The organism is Marivirga tractuosa (genome assembly GCF_042140215.1).
GTDB classification, from domain to species: Bacteria; Bacteroidota; Bacteroidia; order Cytophagales; family Cyclobacteriaceae; genus Marivirga; species Marivirga tractuosa_A.
Genome location: NZ_CP159478.1, coordinates 224,232 through 242,868 on the forward strand (window position 1 = coordinate 224,232; position 18,637 = coordinate 242,868).

14 protein-coding genes are annotated in these 18,637 nt (G+C 36.4%); 11 read left to right on the forward strand and 3 right to left on the reverse strand.

Translation table 11 applies throughout. The features are described 5' to 3' along the window. The first annotated feature begins 52 nt into the window (after positions 1-52). The 3 genes from ABWH96_RS00950 (at position 53) to ABWH96_RS00960 (ending at position 1,695) form a co-directional block, all read left to right on the forward strand. Complete coding sequence (locus ABWH96_RS00950) at positions 53-964, forward strand: TIGR01777 family oxidoreductase (RefSeq protein ID WP_375579675.1); 912 nt, start codon at positions 53-55, stop codon at positions 962-964. A gap of 96 nt (positions 965-1,060) precedes the next feature. Continuing rightward, positions 1,061-1,342, forward strand: coding sequence for a nucleotidyltransferase family protein (locus ABWH96_RS00955; protein WP_375579676.1), 282 nt, complete (start codon positions 1,061-1,063; stop codon positions 1,340-1,342). Beyond that, the gene (locus ABWH96_RS00960; protein WP_375579677.1) at positions 1,342-1,695 is read left to right on the forward strand and encodes a DUF86 domain-containing protein; all 354 of its coding nucleotides are present in this window, start codon (positions 1,342-1,344) and stop codon (positions 1,693-1,695) included. The genes ABWH96_RS00955 and ABWH96_RS00960 overlap by 1 nt, the downstream gene beginning before the upstream one ends. 162 nt (positions 1,696-1,857) lie before the next feature. Here the strand turns inward: ABWH96_RS00960 and ABWH96_RS00965 are convergent, their stop codons facing one another. After that, positions 1,858-2,475: a heme-copper oxidase subunit III gene (locus ABWH96_RS00965; RefSeq protein ID WP_375579678.1), complete on the reverse strand. Its 618-nt coding sequence runs from the start codon at positions 2,473-2,475 to the stop codon at positions 1,858-1,860. A gap of 19 nt (positions 2,476-2,494) precedes the next feature. Continuing rightward, complete coding sequence (locus ABWH96_RS00970) at positions 2,495-2,839, reverse strand: tRNA-binding protein (protein ID WP_375579679.1); 345 nt, start codon at positions 2,837-2,839, stop codon at positions 2,495-2,497. A 149-nt stretch (positions 2,840-2,988) separates the two neighbouring features. Here ABWH96_RS00970 and mfd point away from each other — a divergent pair, with 149 nt between their 5' ends. From mfd to ABWH96_RS01000, 6 genes are all read left to right on the forward strand, one after another. Continuing rightward, positions 2,989-6,354 carry a transcription-repair coupling factor gene (mfd, locus tag ABWH96_RS00975; protein ID WP_375579680.1) on the forward strand — a complete coding sequence of 1,122 codons (3,366 nt, stop codon included), beginning with the start codon at positions 2,989-2,991 and terminating at the stop codon, positions 6,352-6,354. Positions 6,355-6,612: 258 nt separating this feature from the next. Further along, positions 6,613-8,142 (forward strand): ArnT family glycosyltransferase, encoded by a 1,530-nt coding sequence (locus tag ABWH96_RS00980; protein ID WP_375579681.1) that lies wholly within the window; start codon positions 6,613-6,615, stop codon positions 8,140-8,142. After that, positions 8,135-8,848 (forward strand): glycosyltransferase family 2 protein, encoded by a 714-nt coding sequence (locus tag ABWH96_RS00985; protein ID WP_375579682.1) that lies wholly within the window; start codon positions 8,135-8,137, stop codon positions 8,846-8,848. Before ABWH96_RS00980 ends, ABWH96_RS00985 begins: the two co-directional genes overlap by 8 nt. 264 nt (positions 8,849-9,112) lie before the next feature. Continuing rightward, positions 9,113-10,633, forward strand: a complete 1,521-nt coding sequence (gene gpmI / locus ABWH96_RS00990) for a 2,3-bisphosphoglycerate-independent phosphoglycerate mutase (RefSeq protein ID WP_375579683.1) — start codon at positions 9,113-9,115, stop codon at positions 10,631-10,633. Positions 10,634-10,688: 55 nt separating this feature from the next. Further along, entirely contained in the window at positions 10,689-11,267 is a 579-nt protein-coding gene (locus ABWH96_RS00995; protein WP_375579684.1) for a hypothetical protein, read from the forward strand. A gap of 545 nt (positions 11,268-11,812) precedes the next feature. Beyond that, positions 11,813-12,112 (forward strand): GIY-YIG nuclease family protein, encoded by a 300-nt coding sequence (locus ABWH96_RS01000; protein ID WP_375579685.1) that lies wholly within the window; start codon positions 11,813-11,815, stop codon positions 12,110-12,112. 533 nt (positions 12,113-12,645) lie between these two features. On the opposite strand, the gene ABWH96_RS01005 is transcribed toward ABWH96_RS01000, so the two are convergent. Then, entirely contained in the window at positions 12,646-16,329 is a 3,684-nt protein-coding gene (locus ABWH96_RS01005) for a lamin tail domain-containing protein (protein ID WP_375579686.1), read from the reverse strand. A 107-nt stretch (positions 16,330-16,436) separates the two neighbouring features. Between ABWH96_RS01005 and ABWH96_RS01010 the strand changes: the two genes are divergently transcribed. Both ABWH96_RS01010 and ABWH96_RS01015 read left to right on the forward strand, forming a co-directional pair. After that, positions 16,437-17,447 carry an aspartate-semialdehyde dehydrogenase gene (locus ABWH96_RS01010; protein WP_375579687.1) on the forward strand — a complete coding sequence of 337 codons (1,011 nt, stop codon included), beginning with the start codon at positions 16,437-16,439 and terminating at the stop codon, positions 17,445-17,447. Further along, positions 17,431-18,621, forward strand: a complete 1,191-nt coding sequence (locus ABWH96_RS01015) for a hypothetical protein (RefSeq protein ID WP_375579688.1) — start codon at positions 17,431-17,433, stop codon at positions 18,619-18,621. The genes ABWH96_RS01010 and ABWH96_RS01015 overlap by 17 nt, the downstream gene beginning before the upstream one ends. Positions 18,622-18,637 lie beyond the last annotated feature (16 nt).

Here is an 18,637-nt window from a genome sequence, read left to right on the forward strand (position 1 = left end):
TTCAATCCAACTTATTTGCCTGACATGAGTTAAAAAAGTAGAATAAATGACTATGCAAAAAGTATTAATAACAGGCGGTTCAGGATTAGTAGGAACAGAACTTTCAGCACTTTTGAAAGAAAAGGGCTATGAAGTAGCACATCTCACTAGAAATATAAAAGATAATTATCCTTATCAACAATTTCAATGGGACATCAAAAAACAAGAAATGGATGAAGAAGCCATTCGCTTTGCAGATGTTGTTATCCACTTGGCTGGTGCAGGTGTTGCGGATAAAAAATGGACGGATAGTAGAAAAAAGGTGATTATAGAAAGCAGAACTGAATCTGCGGCTCTTTTGCATAAAGCAATTTCTAAAATGCCCGATGAAGCACCAGAACATTTTATATCAGCAAGTGCTATTGGATATTATGGCATGGACACTGGAGATAAATTAGTTGATGAGGAATCGAAGGCAGGAAATGATTTTTTAGCTGAGGTTACTAAAAAATGGGAAGCTTCAGCAGACCAATTTAAATCATTGAAAATTCCTACTGCCAAAATCAGAATCGGAATTGTTTTAACCGAGAAAGGTGGAGCCCTCCCACAACTTGCTCAACCCATAAAATTAATGGCAGGAGCTCCTTTGGGTTCAGGCAAGCAATGGATGAGCTGGATTCATATAGATGATTTAGCTCGCTTGTTTTTACATGTTTTGGAAAACAAATTAACCGGAGTTTATAATGGAGTCGGGACCAATCCTGCAACCAATAAAGAAGTGACCAAAGCTGTAGCGAAAGTTTTAGATAAACCCTTGATTCTACCCAATGTACCAGCCTTTGCTATGAAATTGCTATTAGGCCAAATGGCGCAAATGGTATTGGGAGGAAATAAAGTCAGTGCCGAAAAAACGCTAAATTCTGGATTTGAATTTAAGTTTGAGAGACTGGATGATGCGCTGGAGGATATTTATAAAGTCTCATAGGCCCTAAAGGGAAGATCTTTCTCACGGATTTAAATCAGCATTTTAATTTTGAAATGTGAAACTAATATTCTGATGAAAATTTATTAATTTTATAGCATGGTTAATATCCAGCAAAAAAACTTCATTCTCAAAACCCTAGCCGAATATAACCCAAAATCAGTTGGTGTCTTTGGTTCTTACGCACGTGGAGAAAATAATTCAAATAGCGATTTAGACATTTTAGTTGATTTTGAAAACACTCCTGATTTATTAGAGATAATAGGTATAGAGCAAACACTGAGTGAAAAACTTGGTATTAAAGTTGACTTAATTACAACTCGCTCACTTCATCCAAGTCTAAAAGAATATGTTGAAAAAGATTTAATAGCATTGGCTTAATGAAGAAAAACCCCCTCATTTATTTAAATCATATTCAAGATTGTATTTTGAAAATTCAAGAATACACGACTAGTATTAATGAAAGAGACTTTCTAAATAACTCTCTTATTCAAGATGGCGTAATAAGAAACCTTGAGATAATTGGTGAAGCCACAAAACAAATTGACCTTGAGTTTAGATTAAAATATCCGGATATCGAATGGAAGAAGATTGCCGGTATGCGAGACAAATTGATACACGATTACATTGGTGTGGATTTATGGGCGGTTTGGGCTGTAGTTGAAAAGGTAATTCCTCAATTTAAAGAAGAATTAACTACTATTATTAGAATAGAAAAGAACAAAAATCAATAATCTCCATTCATTTTCTTCTGCTTGCTACTAGCTGGTGGAAATCCGTTGCTCCTTTGGAGCTTTATCTCATGTAAGAGTTGGGAAAAGTAGTGTTAATTCAAATTAAAAAGTAAAAGAAATCCCATGTGTCTTCTTCCCTGGCTGGTTTGGGGGCTAGGGGGCTTAAAGAAAAACCCAAAAACTCAATATCAGTACCGCCCACAAAATGCCTAAAAAGTGCCATCCTTTGGTGAGCAGCTCATATTTCAAATGCCAATACGGATTGGTTTCGGCTATCAGATATTGAACAGGGTCTTTGGAAATTCTTTGCGTTTGGAGGATTAAATACCCTAAATAAGTATGAGCTGCTAAAAAGTGCAGCGCATGCACGCCAGTCAATACATAAAAAAAGGAAGCGGTTACATCGGATGAAAATAGTATATCTGATTCTCTTAAGGCTTTCCAACCCAGAAACTGACATAAGGCAAATCCCAAACCTAAAAAGAAAGTGAATCGCAAGGCAGTTAATAAGGATGAAATTTCTTCTGCTTTAAAAAGACTATGGATAGGGTGAATCATAAAGCTGGAAGCACCAATTAAAACGGTGCTTAAGGCAAATACTGCAGGTATTTCAATTTCTTTTTGCCCTTCATTTCCTAAGCTCATGAAAAAGGAGAATAGGAGGAAAAAAAAGATCAAAGAGCTTCCTACTAAACTCAAAATAAAAATCATTTTATAAGGGTGCAGTTTTTCCACCCTTTCAAAAAATGACAAATCCTCTTTTTTCGTATTCTTATCCATTTATATAAAATCTCAGTTTTTAGGCAATCCGCAACCCATTTTTAGCATTTTTATCCACACTTAACAAACTAATTTCATCACCATCCACTGCTCCCAAAACCAAACATTCACTCATAAAGTTTGCGATTTGCTTGGGTGGAAAATTCACCACTGCCACTATTTTTTTGCCTGGCAACTCTTCCAAATTATAGAGATTGGTAATCTGAGCAGAAGTCTTTCGCATTCCCAACTCACCAAAATCAATTTGCAATTTGTAGGCAGGCTTTTTGGCTTCTGGAAATTCCTCCGCTTTAACCACTGTACCAACTCGCATTTCAATTTTGGAAAAATCGTCCCAACTGATTTCTTTAGTCTCTTCATTCATAACTCTTTATAATGCGTTTAGTTATTTTATTGTTAATTCCTTCTGTGAAAGTTGAACTATGCCCCATTCCCATTAGTTTGTTTTACCTTTGCAGGGTGTTTACGAATTTAGAACGAAAAAGTGAGCACAAAATTTAAATTGTATCTGTTTTGAAAATTAAAGACTTTCTAAAATTATATAAAGACGATGCCATCATGCAAACGATGGTAGCTTCTCTTAAGCCCAATGAAGACCAAACTATCCAGTTTAAAGGATTAGTGGGTAGTTTGGATGCCATAGCCGTTGCGGTGTCACATCTATTAAATCATCAGAACCAGCTTATTATTTTGCATGATAAGGAGGAAGCAGCTTATTTTCAAAATGACTTGCAAAACCTTTTGGATTTTAAAGAGCCACTGCTTTTTCCCACTTCTTACAAAAGACCCTATCAGTTTGATGATATAGAAAATGCCAATGTGCTAATGAGAGCGGAAATTTTAAACCGCATCAATAACAAATCCTCCGCAGGAGAAATTATTGTGACCTACCCAGAGGCACTTTCTGAAAAAGTTATCAATAAAAAATCTTTAAAATCAAATACCTTCACTGCCAAAGTAGGGGAAAGTTTGGATGTAGAATTCATAGCAGAATTATTACAGACTTACGATTTTGAGCCTACTGATTTTGTTTACGAACCCGGGCAATATGCCATTCGTGGGGGGATTATAGACATCTTTTCCTATGCCAGTGATGAACCCTACAGAATAGAATTATTCGGGAACGAAATTGATAGCATTCGAACATTTGACGTTGCTTCCCAACTTTCTACCGACACAGTAAAACAAATCAATATCATTCCCAATGTGCAAACAAAGCTATTGGAAGAAAGCAGAGAATCTTTACTGGAATACATTCCTAACAATACTAAAATATGGTTCAAGGATTATAAGCAAACGTTAGATGTGCTAGCGCAATACTACGACAAAGCTTCACAGTCTTTCAAAGAAATATTGGAAACCACACAGCAAACGAAAGTGGTCCTAGAGCCCCATATGTTATTTGAAACGCCCAACAGTTTCAAAACAGGGCTGGAAAAATATCTGAAAATAGAATTCGGCAATCGTTTTTATTTAAAGGCAAATCAGCAATTTGAATATCAAGCGAAACCACAACCTTCATTCAATAAAAATTTTGATTTCATAGCGGATAATCTTTCTAGCAACCAAGAAGCGGGATTAATCAATATCATTTCTTCGGAATCTTTAACGCAAACCGAGCGACTGAAAAATATCTTTGAAGAAATTGATCCCTTCATCAAGTTTCAGTCTCTGCCCCACACTTTAAGGGCTGGATTTGTTGATGAACAATTAAAACTAGCCTGCTACACTGACCACCAAATATTCGAGCGATTCCATCGATACAAAACCAAGGATAAGCAAAGCAAATCCAAAGCCATCACCATTCGGGAGTTGAAAAACCTTCAGCCGGGAGATTTTGTGACCCATATAGATTATGGTGTGGGGCGTTTTGCCGGGATGGATAAGGTGGACAATAATGGTAAGAAGCAGGAAGTCATCCGTTTAATATATCGTGATAATGATTTGCTTTATGTCAGCATTCATGCCCTCCACAAAATTTCAAAATACAGTGGAAAAGAAGGGAGCACTCCGAGCATAAGCAAATTAGGTTCACCTGAATGGGAAAATAAAAAGAAGAAAGCTAAAAGGCAGGTTAAGGACATTGCCAAAGATTTAATTGAGCTTTATGCAAAAAGAAAATCGGCTCCTGGTTTTGCATGCAATGATGATAGTTTCCTACAGGCCGAATTAGAATCCTCCTTTATTTATGAAGATACACCCGACCAGGCCAAATCCACAGCGGACGTAAAATCAGATATGGAACAGCCACATCCTATGGACCGGTTGGTCTGCGGTGATGTAGGATTCGGGAAAACAGAAGTTGCTATTCGAGCGGCTTTCAAAGCGGTGGATAACAATAAACAAGTCGCGGTTTTAGTGCCGACCACTATTTTGGCGATGCAACATTTCAGAACTTTCTCGGAAAGACTGGAAAAAATGCCGGTTACAGTAGAGTACATCAACCGATTTAAATCCACGAAACAGATAAAAGAAATTCTAAAACGCACCGAAGAAGGAAAAGTGGACATTCTTATCGGAACGCATCGAATTGTAAACAAAGATGTGAAATTTAAGAATTTGGGCTTATTGGTGATTGACGAAGAGCAAAAATTTGGGGTTTCGGTAAAAGATAAACTCAAGCAATTCCGTGTAAATGTCGATGTTCTGACCTTAACAGCCACCCCCATTCCACGAACATTGCATTTCAGTTTGATGGGAGCTCGGGATTTGAGCGTAATTCAGACGCCTCCGCCTAACCGGCAGCCCGTCACCACTGCTCTCCATACTTTTAATGAAGAAATATTGAGAGATGCTATCGCTTTTGAGTTGCAAAGGGGCGGACAAGTGTTTTTTGTGCACAATCGAATTGGAGATATCGAACAGGTAGGCAATATCATTCTCAAATTAGTGCCCGATGCCCGCATAGGCGTTGCTCACGGCCAAATGGATGGTGCCAAATTGGAGAAAGTAATGATGCGCTTTATTGAAGGAGAATATGATGTGTTGGTTTCTACTAATATCATTGAATCCGGATTGGATATCCCCAATGCGAATACCATCATCATCAATCATGCCCACATGTTTGGCATGTCCGATTTGCACCAAATGCGCGGACGAGTTGGACGTTCCAATAAAAAAGCGTTTTGCTATTTGTTAACTCCGCCAACCATCGGCTTAAGTTCCGATTCCCGAAAAAGGCTGACCACTTTAGAAGAATTTTCCGATTTGGGAGATGGTTTTAAAGTGGCAATGCGAGATTTGGATATCCGTGGAGCTGGGAATATGCTGGGCGCAGAACAGAGTGGGTTTATCACCGATTTAGGTTTTGATATGTATCATAAAATTTTGGATGATGCTGTTGCCGAATTGAAAGAAAGTCATTTTGCCGATTTATTTAAAGATGAATTAGCCAAAAAGGCTAAAATTATTGCTCAAGATTGCACCATAGAAACTGATTTGGAAATTCTGATTCCTGAGGATTATGTGGGCAATATCACGGAAAGATTGAGTCTATATTCTCAATTGGATAATATCCAAAATGAAGAAGAATTAGGCGTTTTTGAAAAATCCATGCAAGACCGTTTTGGACCAATTCCTGAGCCAGTCTATGATTTAATTGAGACTGTTAGGATACGCTGGAAAGCTGAAAGCCTTGGTTTTGAGAAATTGCTAATTAAAAATGGTAGCTTAAAAGCTTATTTCGTGCCAGCCGATAATGAAAAATACTTCAAGTCTGATGTTTTCGGCAGGATTCTAACTTTCGTGCAAATGCATTCTAAAAAATGTAAGATGAAAGACTATAAAGGCAGACCAATACTTAAAATAGAGAATATAGAAAATATAGAACAGGCCAAATCGATCATATTTGATATGGCTGGGGAAGAAATTACAGAATGATAACTTATAATATTTGTAGGGTTTAATAAATAGATTTTTTGGTTCGCCTTATCAACAATAAATATTAAATCTCACTAACTAATCTATTTTTTTAAACCGCTTGCAATTTTTTGTTTGAAAATAGTGCTTTAGTTTATTAGTTTGACAAAATTAAAAATACTCATGATGACTTAGAAAGTATTTTTAAGAATAGGATCTCTTGCTATTCTTGTAAGAAGAAGTAGTTAGATCTTTTTTACATGTAAGTTTATAAAAATAATGAATATTCCCGCTATTACTATAAAGTATAAGTCATGGTTTTTCTTATTAATTCTGTCAATAGTTTTTGCTGGAGTTTATATTTATACCTTTGATTCTAAAATTGCTGTTCTGGGGGACAATGCCTATTATTACATTTTGGGGAAAGCATTAGCTGAGGGTGAGGGTTATGTAAACATTTCAAGCATAAACAAACCACCCAATAATCATTACCCTCCTGGATACCCTGCAATTATTGGTCTGACCTTATTTTTGGGTGCAGGCATCTTTTCTATAAAGGTATTAAATGGCATATTTCTCCTTTTGGCAATCTATATATTTTATTTTCTTTTCAAGAAGCTTCTAAATGAAGATGTTGCTTTTATTGCTTCTTTAATGATTCTACTTAACTCGCATATCTTGTATTATTCTTCTATCATGATGTCTGAGATACCTTTTATGTTTTTCAGTGGACTATCTATTTTGCTGTTTTTAAAGGCATCAGAGAAGGGTTACAATATAAAAGATTTAAACTTTATTTTCGCTTTACTAAGCATGTTGATTGCCTATTATATCAGGTCGATAGGAGTGGCTCTTTTTGCAGGCCTTTTTTTACATTTTATTGTTAAAAGACAATGGAAATATCTGGTCATATGTGGCTCCTTTTTATTGGCTGGAGCATTACCTTGGTTTATCAGAGGAAAATATACAGTAAGTAGCTCTTACTTTAATCAACTTTCAATGAAAAATCCGAATCAGCCAGCTTTAGGTAGGGCTGGATTTGGAGATTTTGCAGAAAGGATTCTTGAAAATATATCTCGGTATGTAACCTTCGAAATACCATCAGCCTTATTTCCAAATATGAATCCAGATTACTGGAATGATGCAACCCTAAGCGATTGGTTAATTGGTAGTATCTTGATTGGAATTGCTATTTTAGGACTCATAAGCCAAAGGAAACATAGATGGATTTTAATTGGCTATTCTCTTGGAACCATTGGCATATTATTGATTTGGCCTGCAGTTTGGATTGGGGTTCGGTTTATTGTTCCTTTTATCCCTATATTAATTTACACATTTCTCAGCGGAATAAATGAAATATTTCAAAGAATCGCATCTGCATTAGGTCGAAAATCTTTAAACCCTTTATTGCTTTTGTTTCTTCTACTATTTACTTATGGTCCAATTAATAACCTCCACAAAACAGCAAAAACTGACTATTATCCTGCTCTGAATAATTATTTTAAAATCGCCAATTGGTTAAGTAGAAATGTGAGGCAGGATGTAGTGGTCAGTTGCGCTAAACCAGCCCTGCTATATCTCAAGGCTAAGACTTTTACAATGAGGTATAAATTTGACCAAAATCCCGATGAATTAATTCAAGATTTGGAAGATAAACAAGTTGATTATGTAGTTCTTGATCAGTTCTATAAAAACACCTATAAATATCTCGTTCCAGCCATAAGAGCCTATCCTCAGCGTTTTCAAAAGGTGATAGAATTTGAAAAGCCAAATACCTATTTATTAAAGTTTAAGAAAATAAATGATTAGTAAATTATCAATTATCATACCTGTCTTTAACGAAGACCGCACTATTTCTTTGCTCTTAGAAAAGATAAAAGATGTAGACCTCATAAACAGTATCGAAAAAGAGGTGATTATTATCAATGATGCTTCAACAGATAATACAGAAGAATTAATACAGGTTTATCAGAATAATAATCCAGAGCTTAGCATATTTTATTTTTCGCAGCAAAAAAACATGGGGAAGGGAGCTGCTTTAAACAGAGGCATTCAGGAAGCTAGTGGAGATTATTTAGTGATACAAGATGCCGACTTAGAATACGATCCTAAAGAGTATAATACTCTTTTAAAACCGGTCATTGAGGGTGTGGCTGATGTTGTTTATGGAAGTCGTTTTCAGGGCGGCAAGCCTCATAGGGTCCTTTTTTTTTGGCATACCTTAGGAAATAAATTTCTTACGTTTCTTTCCAATATGTTTACCAATCTTAATTTAACGGATATGGAAACAGGTTACAAATTGATTAAAACATCTATAGCTAAAAGTTTGAACTTGAGAGAGATGCGATTCGGGTTTGAGCCAGAGGTGACAGCCAAAATAGCAAAAGTGAAAGATATAAGAATATATGAGGTAGGAATATCCTATTACGGCAGGACTTATGCAGATGGTAAAAAGGTTTGCTGGAAGGATGGGTTTAGAGCAATCTACTGCATTATAAAATTTAACCTTTTCTAGTACTTTTTTTTATATATAGCAGCCTATATTTAGTAAAGGTAATTTATTTAAATAAAAAGTACAGATAAAATAAAGTGTGGGTTTTTGCTTTTTAGATAGAAACAAATGAAAAGCGGCAATTTAAATTAGCAATATGCGGGGTGAATAATCATTCTTTAAAATTTGATTCGGGAACAAGTAGAAAGTCTTTAGTGAGTTTTTCAACAATTGCTATCTTTACAGCGTATTGAAAGAATGAAATAATTTTCTAAAAAAACCTACAACATGAACAAAAAAGTAATCTTAATGATATTGGATGGCTGGGGTTTAGCCACCAACAAAGAAGTTTCCGCTATAGACAAAGCCAACACCCCTTTTGTGGACAGCCTTTATGGCCAATACAAAAACAGCAAATTGGATGCCTCTGGTTTGGCAGTAGGCTTGCCCGAAGGGCAAATGGGAAATTCCGAAGTCGGGCATATGAACATTGGTGCGGGCAGAGTGGTCTATCAGGATTTAGTGAAAATCAATAAGGCTATAGAGGAAAAATCCATCAAGGAAAATCCAGTTTGGGCTGACGCCATGGATTATGCCAAAAAGAACAATAAAAAAGTGCACTTCATAGGATTAGTTTCTGATGGTGGCGTGCATTCCCACATTGGGCATTTGAAAGGCTTATTGAGCCTGGCGCATGATGAGGGCGTTCAAAATTTATTCGTTCATGCTTTTACAGATGGGCGTGATACTGACCCAAATGGCGGAAAAGCTTATTTGAACGATGTCGAGGAACATGCTGAAAAAACAGGAGCTAAAATTGCTTCCGTTACGGGTAGATATTTCGCTATGGACCGAGATAATCGATGGGAAAGAGTAAAATTAGCTTATGATGCTATGGTAAATGGTGAAGGAAAGCAAACTGAGTCCATTTCAGATGCTATTCAAGCTTCCTATGATGAAGACATAACGGATGAATTCATCAAACCTATTATCAATACAGAAAATGGAGAGCCAATTGCTAAAATTGAAGCGGGCGATGTAGTCATCTCTTTTAATTTCAGAACTGATAGAGGTAGAGAGATAACCCAAGCTTTAACTCAAAAAGCTTTCCATGAGCAAAACATGCATCCTTTAGATTTGCATTACATTACCATGACCAAATATGATGATACTTTTAAAGGCGTGAAAGTGCTTTTCGAAAAGGATAATTTAGCCAACACTTTAGGTGAGGTTTTAGAAAAACATGGCAAGAAGCAAATTCGAATTGCCGAGACTGAAAAATATCCGCATGTGACTTTCTTTTTCTCTGGCGGAAGGGAAACGGAATTTGAAGGCGAAAAACGCTTGATGTGCCCTTCTCCAAAAGTAGCCACTTATGATTTACAACCAGAAATGAGTGCTTATGACATCCGAGATAAAATCATTCCTGAGTTGAAAAAAGGAGAAGCAGATTTCGTTTGTTTGAATTTTGCTAATCCTGATATGGTGGGACATACAGGTGTGTTTGAAGCAGCGGTTAAAGCTTGCGAAACAGTAGATAGTTGTGCTAAGGCCGTGACAGAAGCAGCTATGGAAAATGGCTATGCCAGCATCATCATTGCTGACCATGGAAATTCTGATTATATGGTGAATGAAGACGGAAGCCCAAATACTGCCCATACTACTAACTTAGTACCTTGTATTTTGGTTGACCCAGGTTTTGATGGCATCATTAAAGACGGTAAATTAGGAGATTTAGCTCCCACCATTTTAAAAATTATGGATGTCGAAATCCCTAAAGAAATGACAGGGGACATACTGATTAGTTAATAATTTTAAAAGGGGTTTGATAAAACAAATCCCTTTCCATTTTCTTTTATAAAATATGAGAAAGCTCAACAGTATTCTTTTTACAATTATAGTAGTTTCCTTTTGTGCTTGCGAAACAGCCGTAAGGGAAAAACCCATCAATGAATATTATGATGTAGATGCCTTAATTGACAAACAGTCCAAATTACTGACTGAACTTCAGCCCAAAATTGAAAAGTCCATAGAAGTAGATGGGAAACAAGAGATCGATACTATGGAATTTGATTCCCTAGGCTGGAAAAATGAGTTGGAAGTTTTCAAATTAGCAGACATCAATAAGCCTACTTTATATGATGCCTATGAAGCAACTGAGGAGCAAACAAGTGATGGAAAAATCTGGAGATACACCACTGAAAAACCTTCTTTAGGCATAGAGTATTTGTATGTGTATTTCGATAATGACAGTGCCGTAACCAAACTGGAAGCTCGCTATCATGAAAATAATGCACTTTATGTTTCCGAAAGAAATTTTGAAATCAATTTCAAAAAATCTGAAGATTATAGTGTTTTGGATTCCTACAAAATCTACGGCAGACAAAAAATGGCCATGAAAGATGAGGTCACTTTTTCTATTGAGAGTGAGGTAGTGGATTAAAAACTAGTAGTTACTTGCCTTCTGTAGATTGCTTCGTTGGGCTAGCAATCATGCTTATTAATTACAATCTAGTTAGCTACTTGCCATCATGAGATTGCTCGGTGCCTCGCAATGACGGTAATTAATAACGGAATCAATTGCCAACCTTCACTATCAGCTCGAAGCGTCATTGCGAAGGAGAAACGACTGAAGCAATCTGCAGTTAGCTATCAAGAATTACAGGCTGCTACATGGCTCTAGCGATGAGAGCTATTATTAACCTAACAATTTTTCACATTCTCTATCTGTTCAAGCACTCATTGCAAAACAGTCTGCCTCTGAGCAAAAATAAGAGGGTATTGAAACTCTATTTCACAACTTGCCATCCTGAGATTGCTTCGTACCTTGCAATGACGGTAATTACTAATGGTATCAGTTAACAACTCACGATATCAGCTCGAAGCGTTATTGCGAGGGAGGAACGAACGAAGCAATCTAACGTTTGTAAAAAGCAAATAAGGTAGTTAAACTATGAGTTTTGTTGAACAATTATTTACTTTAAAATCATGGTAAAAGGAGGAGCCATATACATTATGACTAATAAAACCCATTCAACAATTTATGTAGGGGTTACATCAGAATTGTATAACAGAGTTTATCAACACAAAACCAATTATTACCCAAATAGCTTCACAGCTAAATACAACTGCCACAAATTAGTTCATTTTGAAACTTTCCATTCCATTGAAGAAGCAATCGATAGAGAAAAACAAATTAAAGCTGGTTCAAGAAAAAAGAAAATTGAATTGATTAATTCCAATAATTCTGAATGGAAGGATTTATTTGAGGAAATAAAGAAATGGTAGGTAAAAATTCTTTCCCTGAAAAATTATTCTAACTATCATGGCAGTTATAAGCTAGCCAATATGATATTTAACTACTTTAAGATTGCTTCACCCTGAAGGGATTCGCAATGAAGGTTATTGCTTTCATTGTCTGTTAATTACATACACTATTTGCTCGTAGCGTCATTGCGATGGAGGAACGACTGAAGCAATCTCCTGTCAGCTATCAAGAAGTAAAGCCAGCTACAGGGCTATTGCAAAAAGGGCTATTGCCAATTGTTGCCAATCTCTGCATGGTCAAGCTGACATTGCAAACCAGCCTGCCTCTGAGCAAAAATAACAGGGCATTGAAATTCTATTACACAACTCGCCATCTGTAGATTGCTTCACCCTAAAGGGATTCGCAATGACGGTAATTAATGTCATTGTTGGTTACCATCATTCGCTCTTAGCTCGGTGCGTCATTGCGAGGAACGAAGCAATCTCCTGTCAGCTATGATCGCAATAGATTGCTTCGTTTCACTCGCAATGACGGTAATCACCAACAGTATCAATCAAAACCCAACAGCCACACGTTCTTTAACCACCCTCGTATTCCCTTCCGCTGTGAATAGCTCAAAGTAAATAATATAATAGCCGGTTCTTACTTTTCTGCCATTGGCATCTACGCCATCCCAGCGGAAAAAGCCGGTATTGCTGAGGGTTTCATTATTGGCCAAAGTATTAACTACGGTGCCCTTCATATCAAATATTTTTACCGTGGCTTTAGTACCAGCATCTTCCAATCTATAATTGATAAAAGTAAAACTTCTGCCAGGTTGATTATGTGCAAAAGTTTTCGGATTAGCTTCTATATTGCCAAAGCTAGTATTTTCACTGGTTAGTTGGGAATTTGCCTTGCCTGGAGTGGCATAACCCACAGCTGAAGCAGCAGAACTCCACGAATCCGCTTCACTTATGGGTGCTTCAGGATGGATTCTTTCCAAAGAAACACCATCCACTGTGCGCAGAAATGGTATATGCATATCATCTGAATATTCTAAATATTCCTCTAATGCCTTATTGACTGAGTTCACGCCTACAATTCCTTCTCCATTAGTCAAAGTTGGCAGGTTGACTTCTATAATATTATCTTCATCATGCGAAGTAGGATAATCTTTAATGATACTTGCTTTATTAGGAGTTAAGGCCAGATATTGCCCTGGTGCAATGATTACATTTTCATTCTGTAGAATAACATTTTCATCGCTATTACCTTCTATTATCCAACCGCTGAGGTTAACATATTTATCCGAAATATTGAGCAACTCAATAAAATCCGCTCCTCCCGATTTTTGATCGTAAAGCACTTCATTTAACACTATATCTCCCTGTTGGGATGGTTCTGCTAATGCAAAATTCACTTGATTCGCATCTGAATTGATGAGATTTCCGACACAATCTGATAGATTATTAGCATTTAGACTGTAGCGAACTTTTACTTTCAATTCATCTGCAAGGGTTAGTTTTACTGAACTCAAATCCAGCATTTCCACGCTTTCGATTTGAATGGAAGGGCTGATACTGAATTGATTTCTACGAATTTCTGTGATTTCTATAATCTCATTAAAATAGGCAATCACTTCTGTTGAATTTGGGGCAAAAGCTTTTTCCAACTCAGGACCGCTTTGGTCAATATTCTCTTCTGGAACAGAATTTTCTGCTCCTGGTGTTCCTTGTGCATCCGATATCGAAGCTCTCCAATTCGAAATACCCAAACAAGGATTTCTAACATCAATCATTTCCAATGACCATCCGCTTTCATCATATTTGAAATTTTCTTTATACCAATTATCTCTATAAAACGCCTGATTGATAATGGTCTCATCGGTGATTAATTGCAAATCATCCCCTCTATTGTTGAGATTGGGCCAAGGGTTTAATCCAATCACTCTGGCATAAGGACTTAAATCCTCTACGGCAGAACTAGGAGCCAACAACAAATATTCATCTGCCTCAATGTAATTCAATCCTAAACTTACGGTATCTCGCTCATCCATAAATTTCACATCAGTGAGTGAAAGTAATTGCTCAGTAGGATTATAAATTTCTACATATTGTCTGTTTGGTAATTGCTGGTCTTCATTTGGGTTAGCCATAATTTCAGTGATAATAAGATCGTTAAAACCTGGCTTGGCAGGACTTACCAAAATAATTTCTTCTTGAAAATCAATTATTGGGTTTTGCGATAAATCAGATACTCCATTTATATACAAAGTGTATGGAAAACCAGCTATCCAATCATTTTCCCAAATCAGCACTACCTGATTTTCGCTCCATAGCCGAGCATCTTGCAAATTTATTTGAGGAGATAAATTATAATTTTCAATACTCTCTGCACTTGCTGTATCTAAAGGCTCATTAAAAGTCAAAAGCAAAATGGAATCCGATAGAAATATTAAAGAATCTAATTGGGGTGGAATAATATCATATAAAAGGCTATAATTTAAGTTTTCAGAAATATTACCATTGCAATCTTCTACTTTATCAATAGTAATTTCATAGTTTATCTGATTTACTAGCTCATTTGTCAAGTTTAACATTATGGCATTATCTATACTATCCTCTACCAAAATTTCCGAGATTCCATTTTCAGGAGTGACAATGTATTCTGCATCTGACAATGAATTTAGATTCATGGTTTTGTCAAACTGGATTTCCAATTGAGTAGGGGAAATAGCTTTGAAGGAAATAATTTCAGGAGCATTACCAGTAAATTCTAAGTCCAGAATACTGTTTTCACTTCCGGGAGTTCCACCTTCATTAGCTTCTGAGGCTCGCCAGTTATTTTTATCAAAGCAATCTAGATTTGGATTGATAATTTCAATGGAATAGCCTCCCTCAGCTTTTTCTTCATCCTGATACCAACTTAAATCATATCCCAATCCATCCACCTGAATACCTTCAGGGTTTTTGATGGTCACACTATCTGCTCCATTGTTAAGTGCCCGCCATGAAGATGGAATAAGTACTTCTCCAAATTCCGAATAGCTTTCTTCGGCTGATGAAGGAGCCAAAACCAGATATGCTCCCGGATGTAAAATGTATGAAGGCAATATTCCTGAGGAAGAAGTATTATCAGATATTTCCCAATCTTCTAGGTCAATAAATTTATCAGAACGATTATAGATTTCTACAAATTCTTCATCGGGTAAGCCCAAAACAGGAGTTGGGTCAGGAAAAAATTCAGTGATAATAACATCTCCTATTTCTGCTTCCTCTACTTCAAAATAGAAAAACTCAATGGACTCACTTTCGGATATATTCCCTTCTAAATCGCTTATGTTTTCAACTGTCAAATTGTAATCCAATCCGCTTTCGAAATTATTTTCAAAACTCAACCAAACAGAATCATCATTATGCTGAATTGTTGAAGGTTGAATATCGCCAGGACGCAATAAATAATTATTGATTTCTGTCGCAGTAGCTGAAGTAACTTCTTCAGTGAATACACATTGAATTTCATTTACACTTAAAATTTCATATTCTAAAATCTTCGGTGGAATAGTATCAAATACATAATCCCCCAAATAAATATTATCAAAATAAAAGCTATTGCTACGGCTGGAAGTAAAATAACAGATGAACCCAGTAAACCCTGTTTGATTAAAGCTGGCTTCATTTCCAGTTGCAATAGTATTGAAATTTTCTCCTTTGTTTGGGTCAACTGCAATTTTCCAATTGGCAACTGCATCTCTTCTAACTCGAATGCGAGTATCAAAAGAGGAGGCAAAATCGCCATCTCCTCCTCTAGTTATCAATTGCGTATTCTCTCCATTTCTGTAAAAAAGACTGATACCATCATCACTTCCATTTTCCCCAATTTCCAAATAATATCCTTCTTGACTAGTGCCAGATTTTTCAAAATCCCGTAAATCGGAAGTAGTGCTGGCTAAATATATTTCAACCTTATTAGAATTGGAAGGACTGAAATCCAGACTCACATCAAATCGCCATTCTTTTTCATCGAGATTTCCGTTTTCCGCTAATGTGGATAAATAGGCAGGACGCAAGGATTCTTCTTCAAAATTGAGTTGTAATTGAGAGGTTTCGTTTACAATAAAATCATTGGTATCTCCCGTCCATTCAGGATTATTGCTGAAATCACCATCTGAAAAATCATCTTGAATTAATTGGGCGTTCAGGTTGAAAAATGGACAGAAAAATAAAAGACACAGGGTCAGTAAGTTTTTTATCATTAGGTTTTGGCTTAGTTCTGTTTCAAATATACTATTTTTGCGACTAAATCATAAAACGAAACAAATTTCTGAGCTAGTTTGTAATTAGGTTTAAAAAATAGAAGAATATGAAAATAGCTGTTGTAGGCGCCACTGGCTTAGTGGGTGGTGAAATGTTAAAGGTATTGGACGAAAGAAACGTCCAATTTGATGAATTACTTTTGGTTGCTTCTGCTCGTTCTGCGGGCAAGAAAATGAGCTTTAAGGGTAAGGAATATACCGTTATCACTTTGGAAGAAGCCGTAGAAGCCAAACCTGACTTAGCTTTATTTTCAGCTGGAGGAAACACCTCCTTAGAATGGGCTCCAAAATTCGAAGAAATTGGGACAGTAGTCATTGACAACAGCTCAGCCTGGAGAATGAATGACCGCATTAAATTGATTGTGCCGGAAATTAATGGTCATGAAATTAAAATTGACCACCGCATTATTGCCAATCCTAATTGTTCTACCATTCAGATGGTAATGGCTTTGGCTCCGTTGCATAAAAAATACAAAATGCAACGCATAGTGGTTTCTACTTATCAATCTGTTACGGGAACCGGAAAAGCAGCTGTTGATCAATTGATGGATGAAAGAGCCGGAAAAGAAGGTGAGAAAGTTTATCCGCACCCAATTGATATGAATGCATTGCCTCATATAGATGTATTTTTGGAAAATGATTACACCAAAGAGGAAATGAAAATGGTGAATGAAACCAAGAAAATTTTTAGTGATAATTCCATTGGACTTTCAGCAACTTGTGTTCGTTTGCCTGTTATGGGTGGACATTCAGAATCTGTCAATGTTACTTTCGAAAATGATTTTGATATCACAGAGGTAAAAGAAATTTTAGCGAATACGCCTGGTGTAGTTTTGCAAGATGATCCTAAAAATAATGTTTATCCATTGCCATTAAATGCACATGGAAAAGATGAGGTTTTTGTGGGTAGAATCAGAAGAGACGAATCGGCTAAAAACACTTTGAATATGTGGATAGTAGCCGATAATTTAAGAAAAGGTGCCGCAACCAATGCCGTGCAGATTGCAGAATATATGATTGAGCACAGCTTAGTTCACCCTTATGGAATTGAACGATAAAAATGATAAAATCTGGGAATTTATAAAAAACCATGAGCAGGATAATCCTGCTCAATTGGTTTTAAAGCAAAAACTATTTCCTGATTTACCTTTAAAGGAAATTGCCTCCCAAATTGCTTCACGCCAAAAAGCAAAAACGAAATTGCCTGAATGGTATGCTGAAAAAGTTTGGTTCCCGCCAAAGCTTTCTTTAGAACAATGCAGTTCGGAGCCTACAGCAAAATTCAAAGCCAATTTAATTTCAGGACATAGTTTTGCAGATTTAACAGGAGGTTTTGGAATAGACACTTTTTACCTTTCCCAAAACCTCTCTAAAAGTCATTATGTAGACCAACAAGAAGAGTTGTGCGAATTGGCTCAATATAATTTCAAAGTGTTGAATGCCAATATTGAAATTCATCATTCGCAATCCGAAGAGTTTTTAAATTCTATCCAAAAGCCATTAGACTGGATTTATCTTGATCCCGCAAGAAGAGGAGACCGTAATCAGAAAGTATTTTTATGGGAAGATTGCAGTCCAAATTTAGTGGAACTATTGCCCTTACTTTTCGAAAAAGCAAAAAATATCATGGTGAAAGCTGCGCCTATGCAGGACATCAGCCGGGCTATAACAGAACTGGAAAATAAAGTAAAAGCAGTTTACATTATTGAATTGAAAGGAGAAGTAAAGGAATTGCTTTATATTTTGAGTAAAGAAATGGTTAAGAACCCTGAAATTCAAACTGTTCAGATATCAGAAAATGGAATTCCGATTTTCAGCTACAGAGGTGATAAATCAAAAGAAGCTGAGAGTTCCATTGATTATGAATTACCTCAGCAATATTTATATGAACCATCACCAGCCATGATGAAAGCAGCACTATTCAAGCAATTAGCTCAAGATTTTCAGCTTTCGAAGCTTCATCCCAATACTCATCTATTTACATCAAATGAAATCAAAGAAGATTTCCCAGGCAGGGTATTTAAAATAATTGGGCAAAGCCCAGTTCAAAAAAAGGAATTGAAAAAACATCTGCCTGAGATGAAAGCAAATTTAGCAAGCCGAAATTTTCCCATGCCGATTGCACAATTGAAGAAGAAACTATACCTTAAGGATGGAGGGAAGCACTATCTTTTCGCTACAACTTTGAAGAATGAGGAGAAGGTAGTTTTGATTTGTAAAAAAGATCTATGAACTGATGCTTTTATAT

Coding starts and splice junctions, on each gene's coding strand:
- ABWH96_RS00950 (WP_375579675.1), top strand. CDS start 53: ATGCAAAAAGTATTAATAACAGGCGGTTCAGGATTAGTAGGAACAGAA.
- ABWH96_RS00955 (WP_375579676.1), top strand. CDS start 1,061: ATGGTTAATATCCAGCAAAAAAACTTCATTCTCAAAACCCTAGCCGAA.
- ABWH96_RS00960 (WP_375579677.1), top strand. CDS start 1,342: ATGAAGAAAAACCCCCTCATTTATTTAAATCATATTCAAGATTGTATT.
- ABWH96_RS00965 (WP_375579678.1), bottom strand. CDS start 2,475: ATGGATAAGAATACGAAAAAAGAGGATTTGTCATTTTTTGAAAGGGTG.
- ABWH96_RS00970 (WP_375579679.1), bottom strand. CDS start 2,839: ATGAATGAAGAGACTAAAGAAATCAGTTGGGACGATTTTTCCAAAATT.
- ABWH96_RS00980 (WP_375579681.1), top strand. CDS start 6,613: ATGAATATTCCCGCTATTACTATAAAGTATAAGTCATGGTTTTTCTTA.
- ABWH96_RS00985 (WP_375579682.1), top strand. CDS start 8,135: ATGATTAGTAAATTATCAATTATCATACCTGTCTTTAACGAAGACCGC.
- gpmI (WP_375579683.1), top strand. CDS start 9,113: ATGAACAAAAAAGTAATCTTAATGATATTGGATGGCTGGGGTTTAGCC.
- ABWH96_RS00995 (WP_375579684.1), top strand. CDS start 10,689: ATGAGAAAGCTCAACAGTATTCTTTTTACAATTATAGTAGTTTCCTTT.
- ABWH96_RS01000 (WP_375579685.1), top strand. CDS start 11,813: ATGGTAAAAGGAGGAGCCATATACATTATGACTAATAAAACCCATTCA.
- ABWH96_RS01005 (WP_375579686.1), bottom strand. CDS start 16,329: ATGATAAAAAACTTACTGACCCTGTGTCTTTTATTTTTCTGTCCATTT.
- ABWH96_RS01010 (WP_375579687.1), top strand. CDS start 16,437: ATGAAAATAGCTGTTGTAGGCGCCACTGGCTTAGTGGGTGGTGAAATG.
- ABWH96_RS01015 (WP_375579688.1), top strand. CDS start 17,431: ATGGAATTGAACGATAAAAATGATAAAATCTGGGAATTTATAAAAAAC.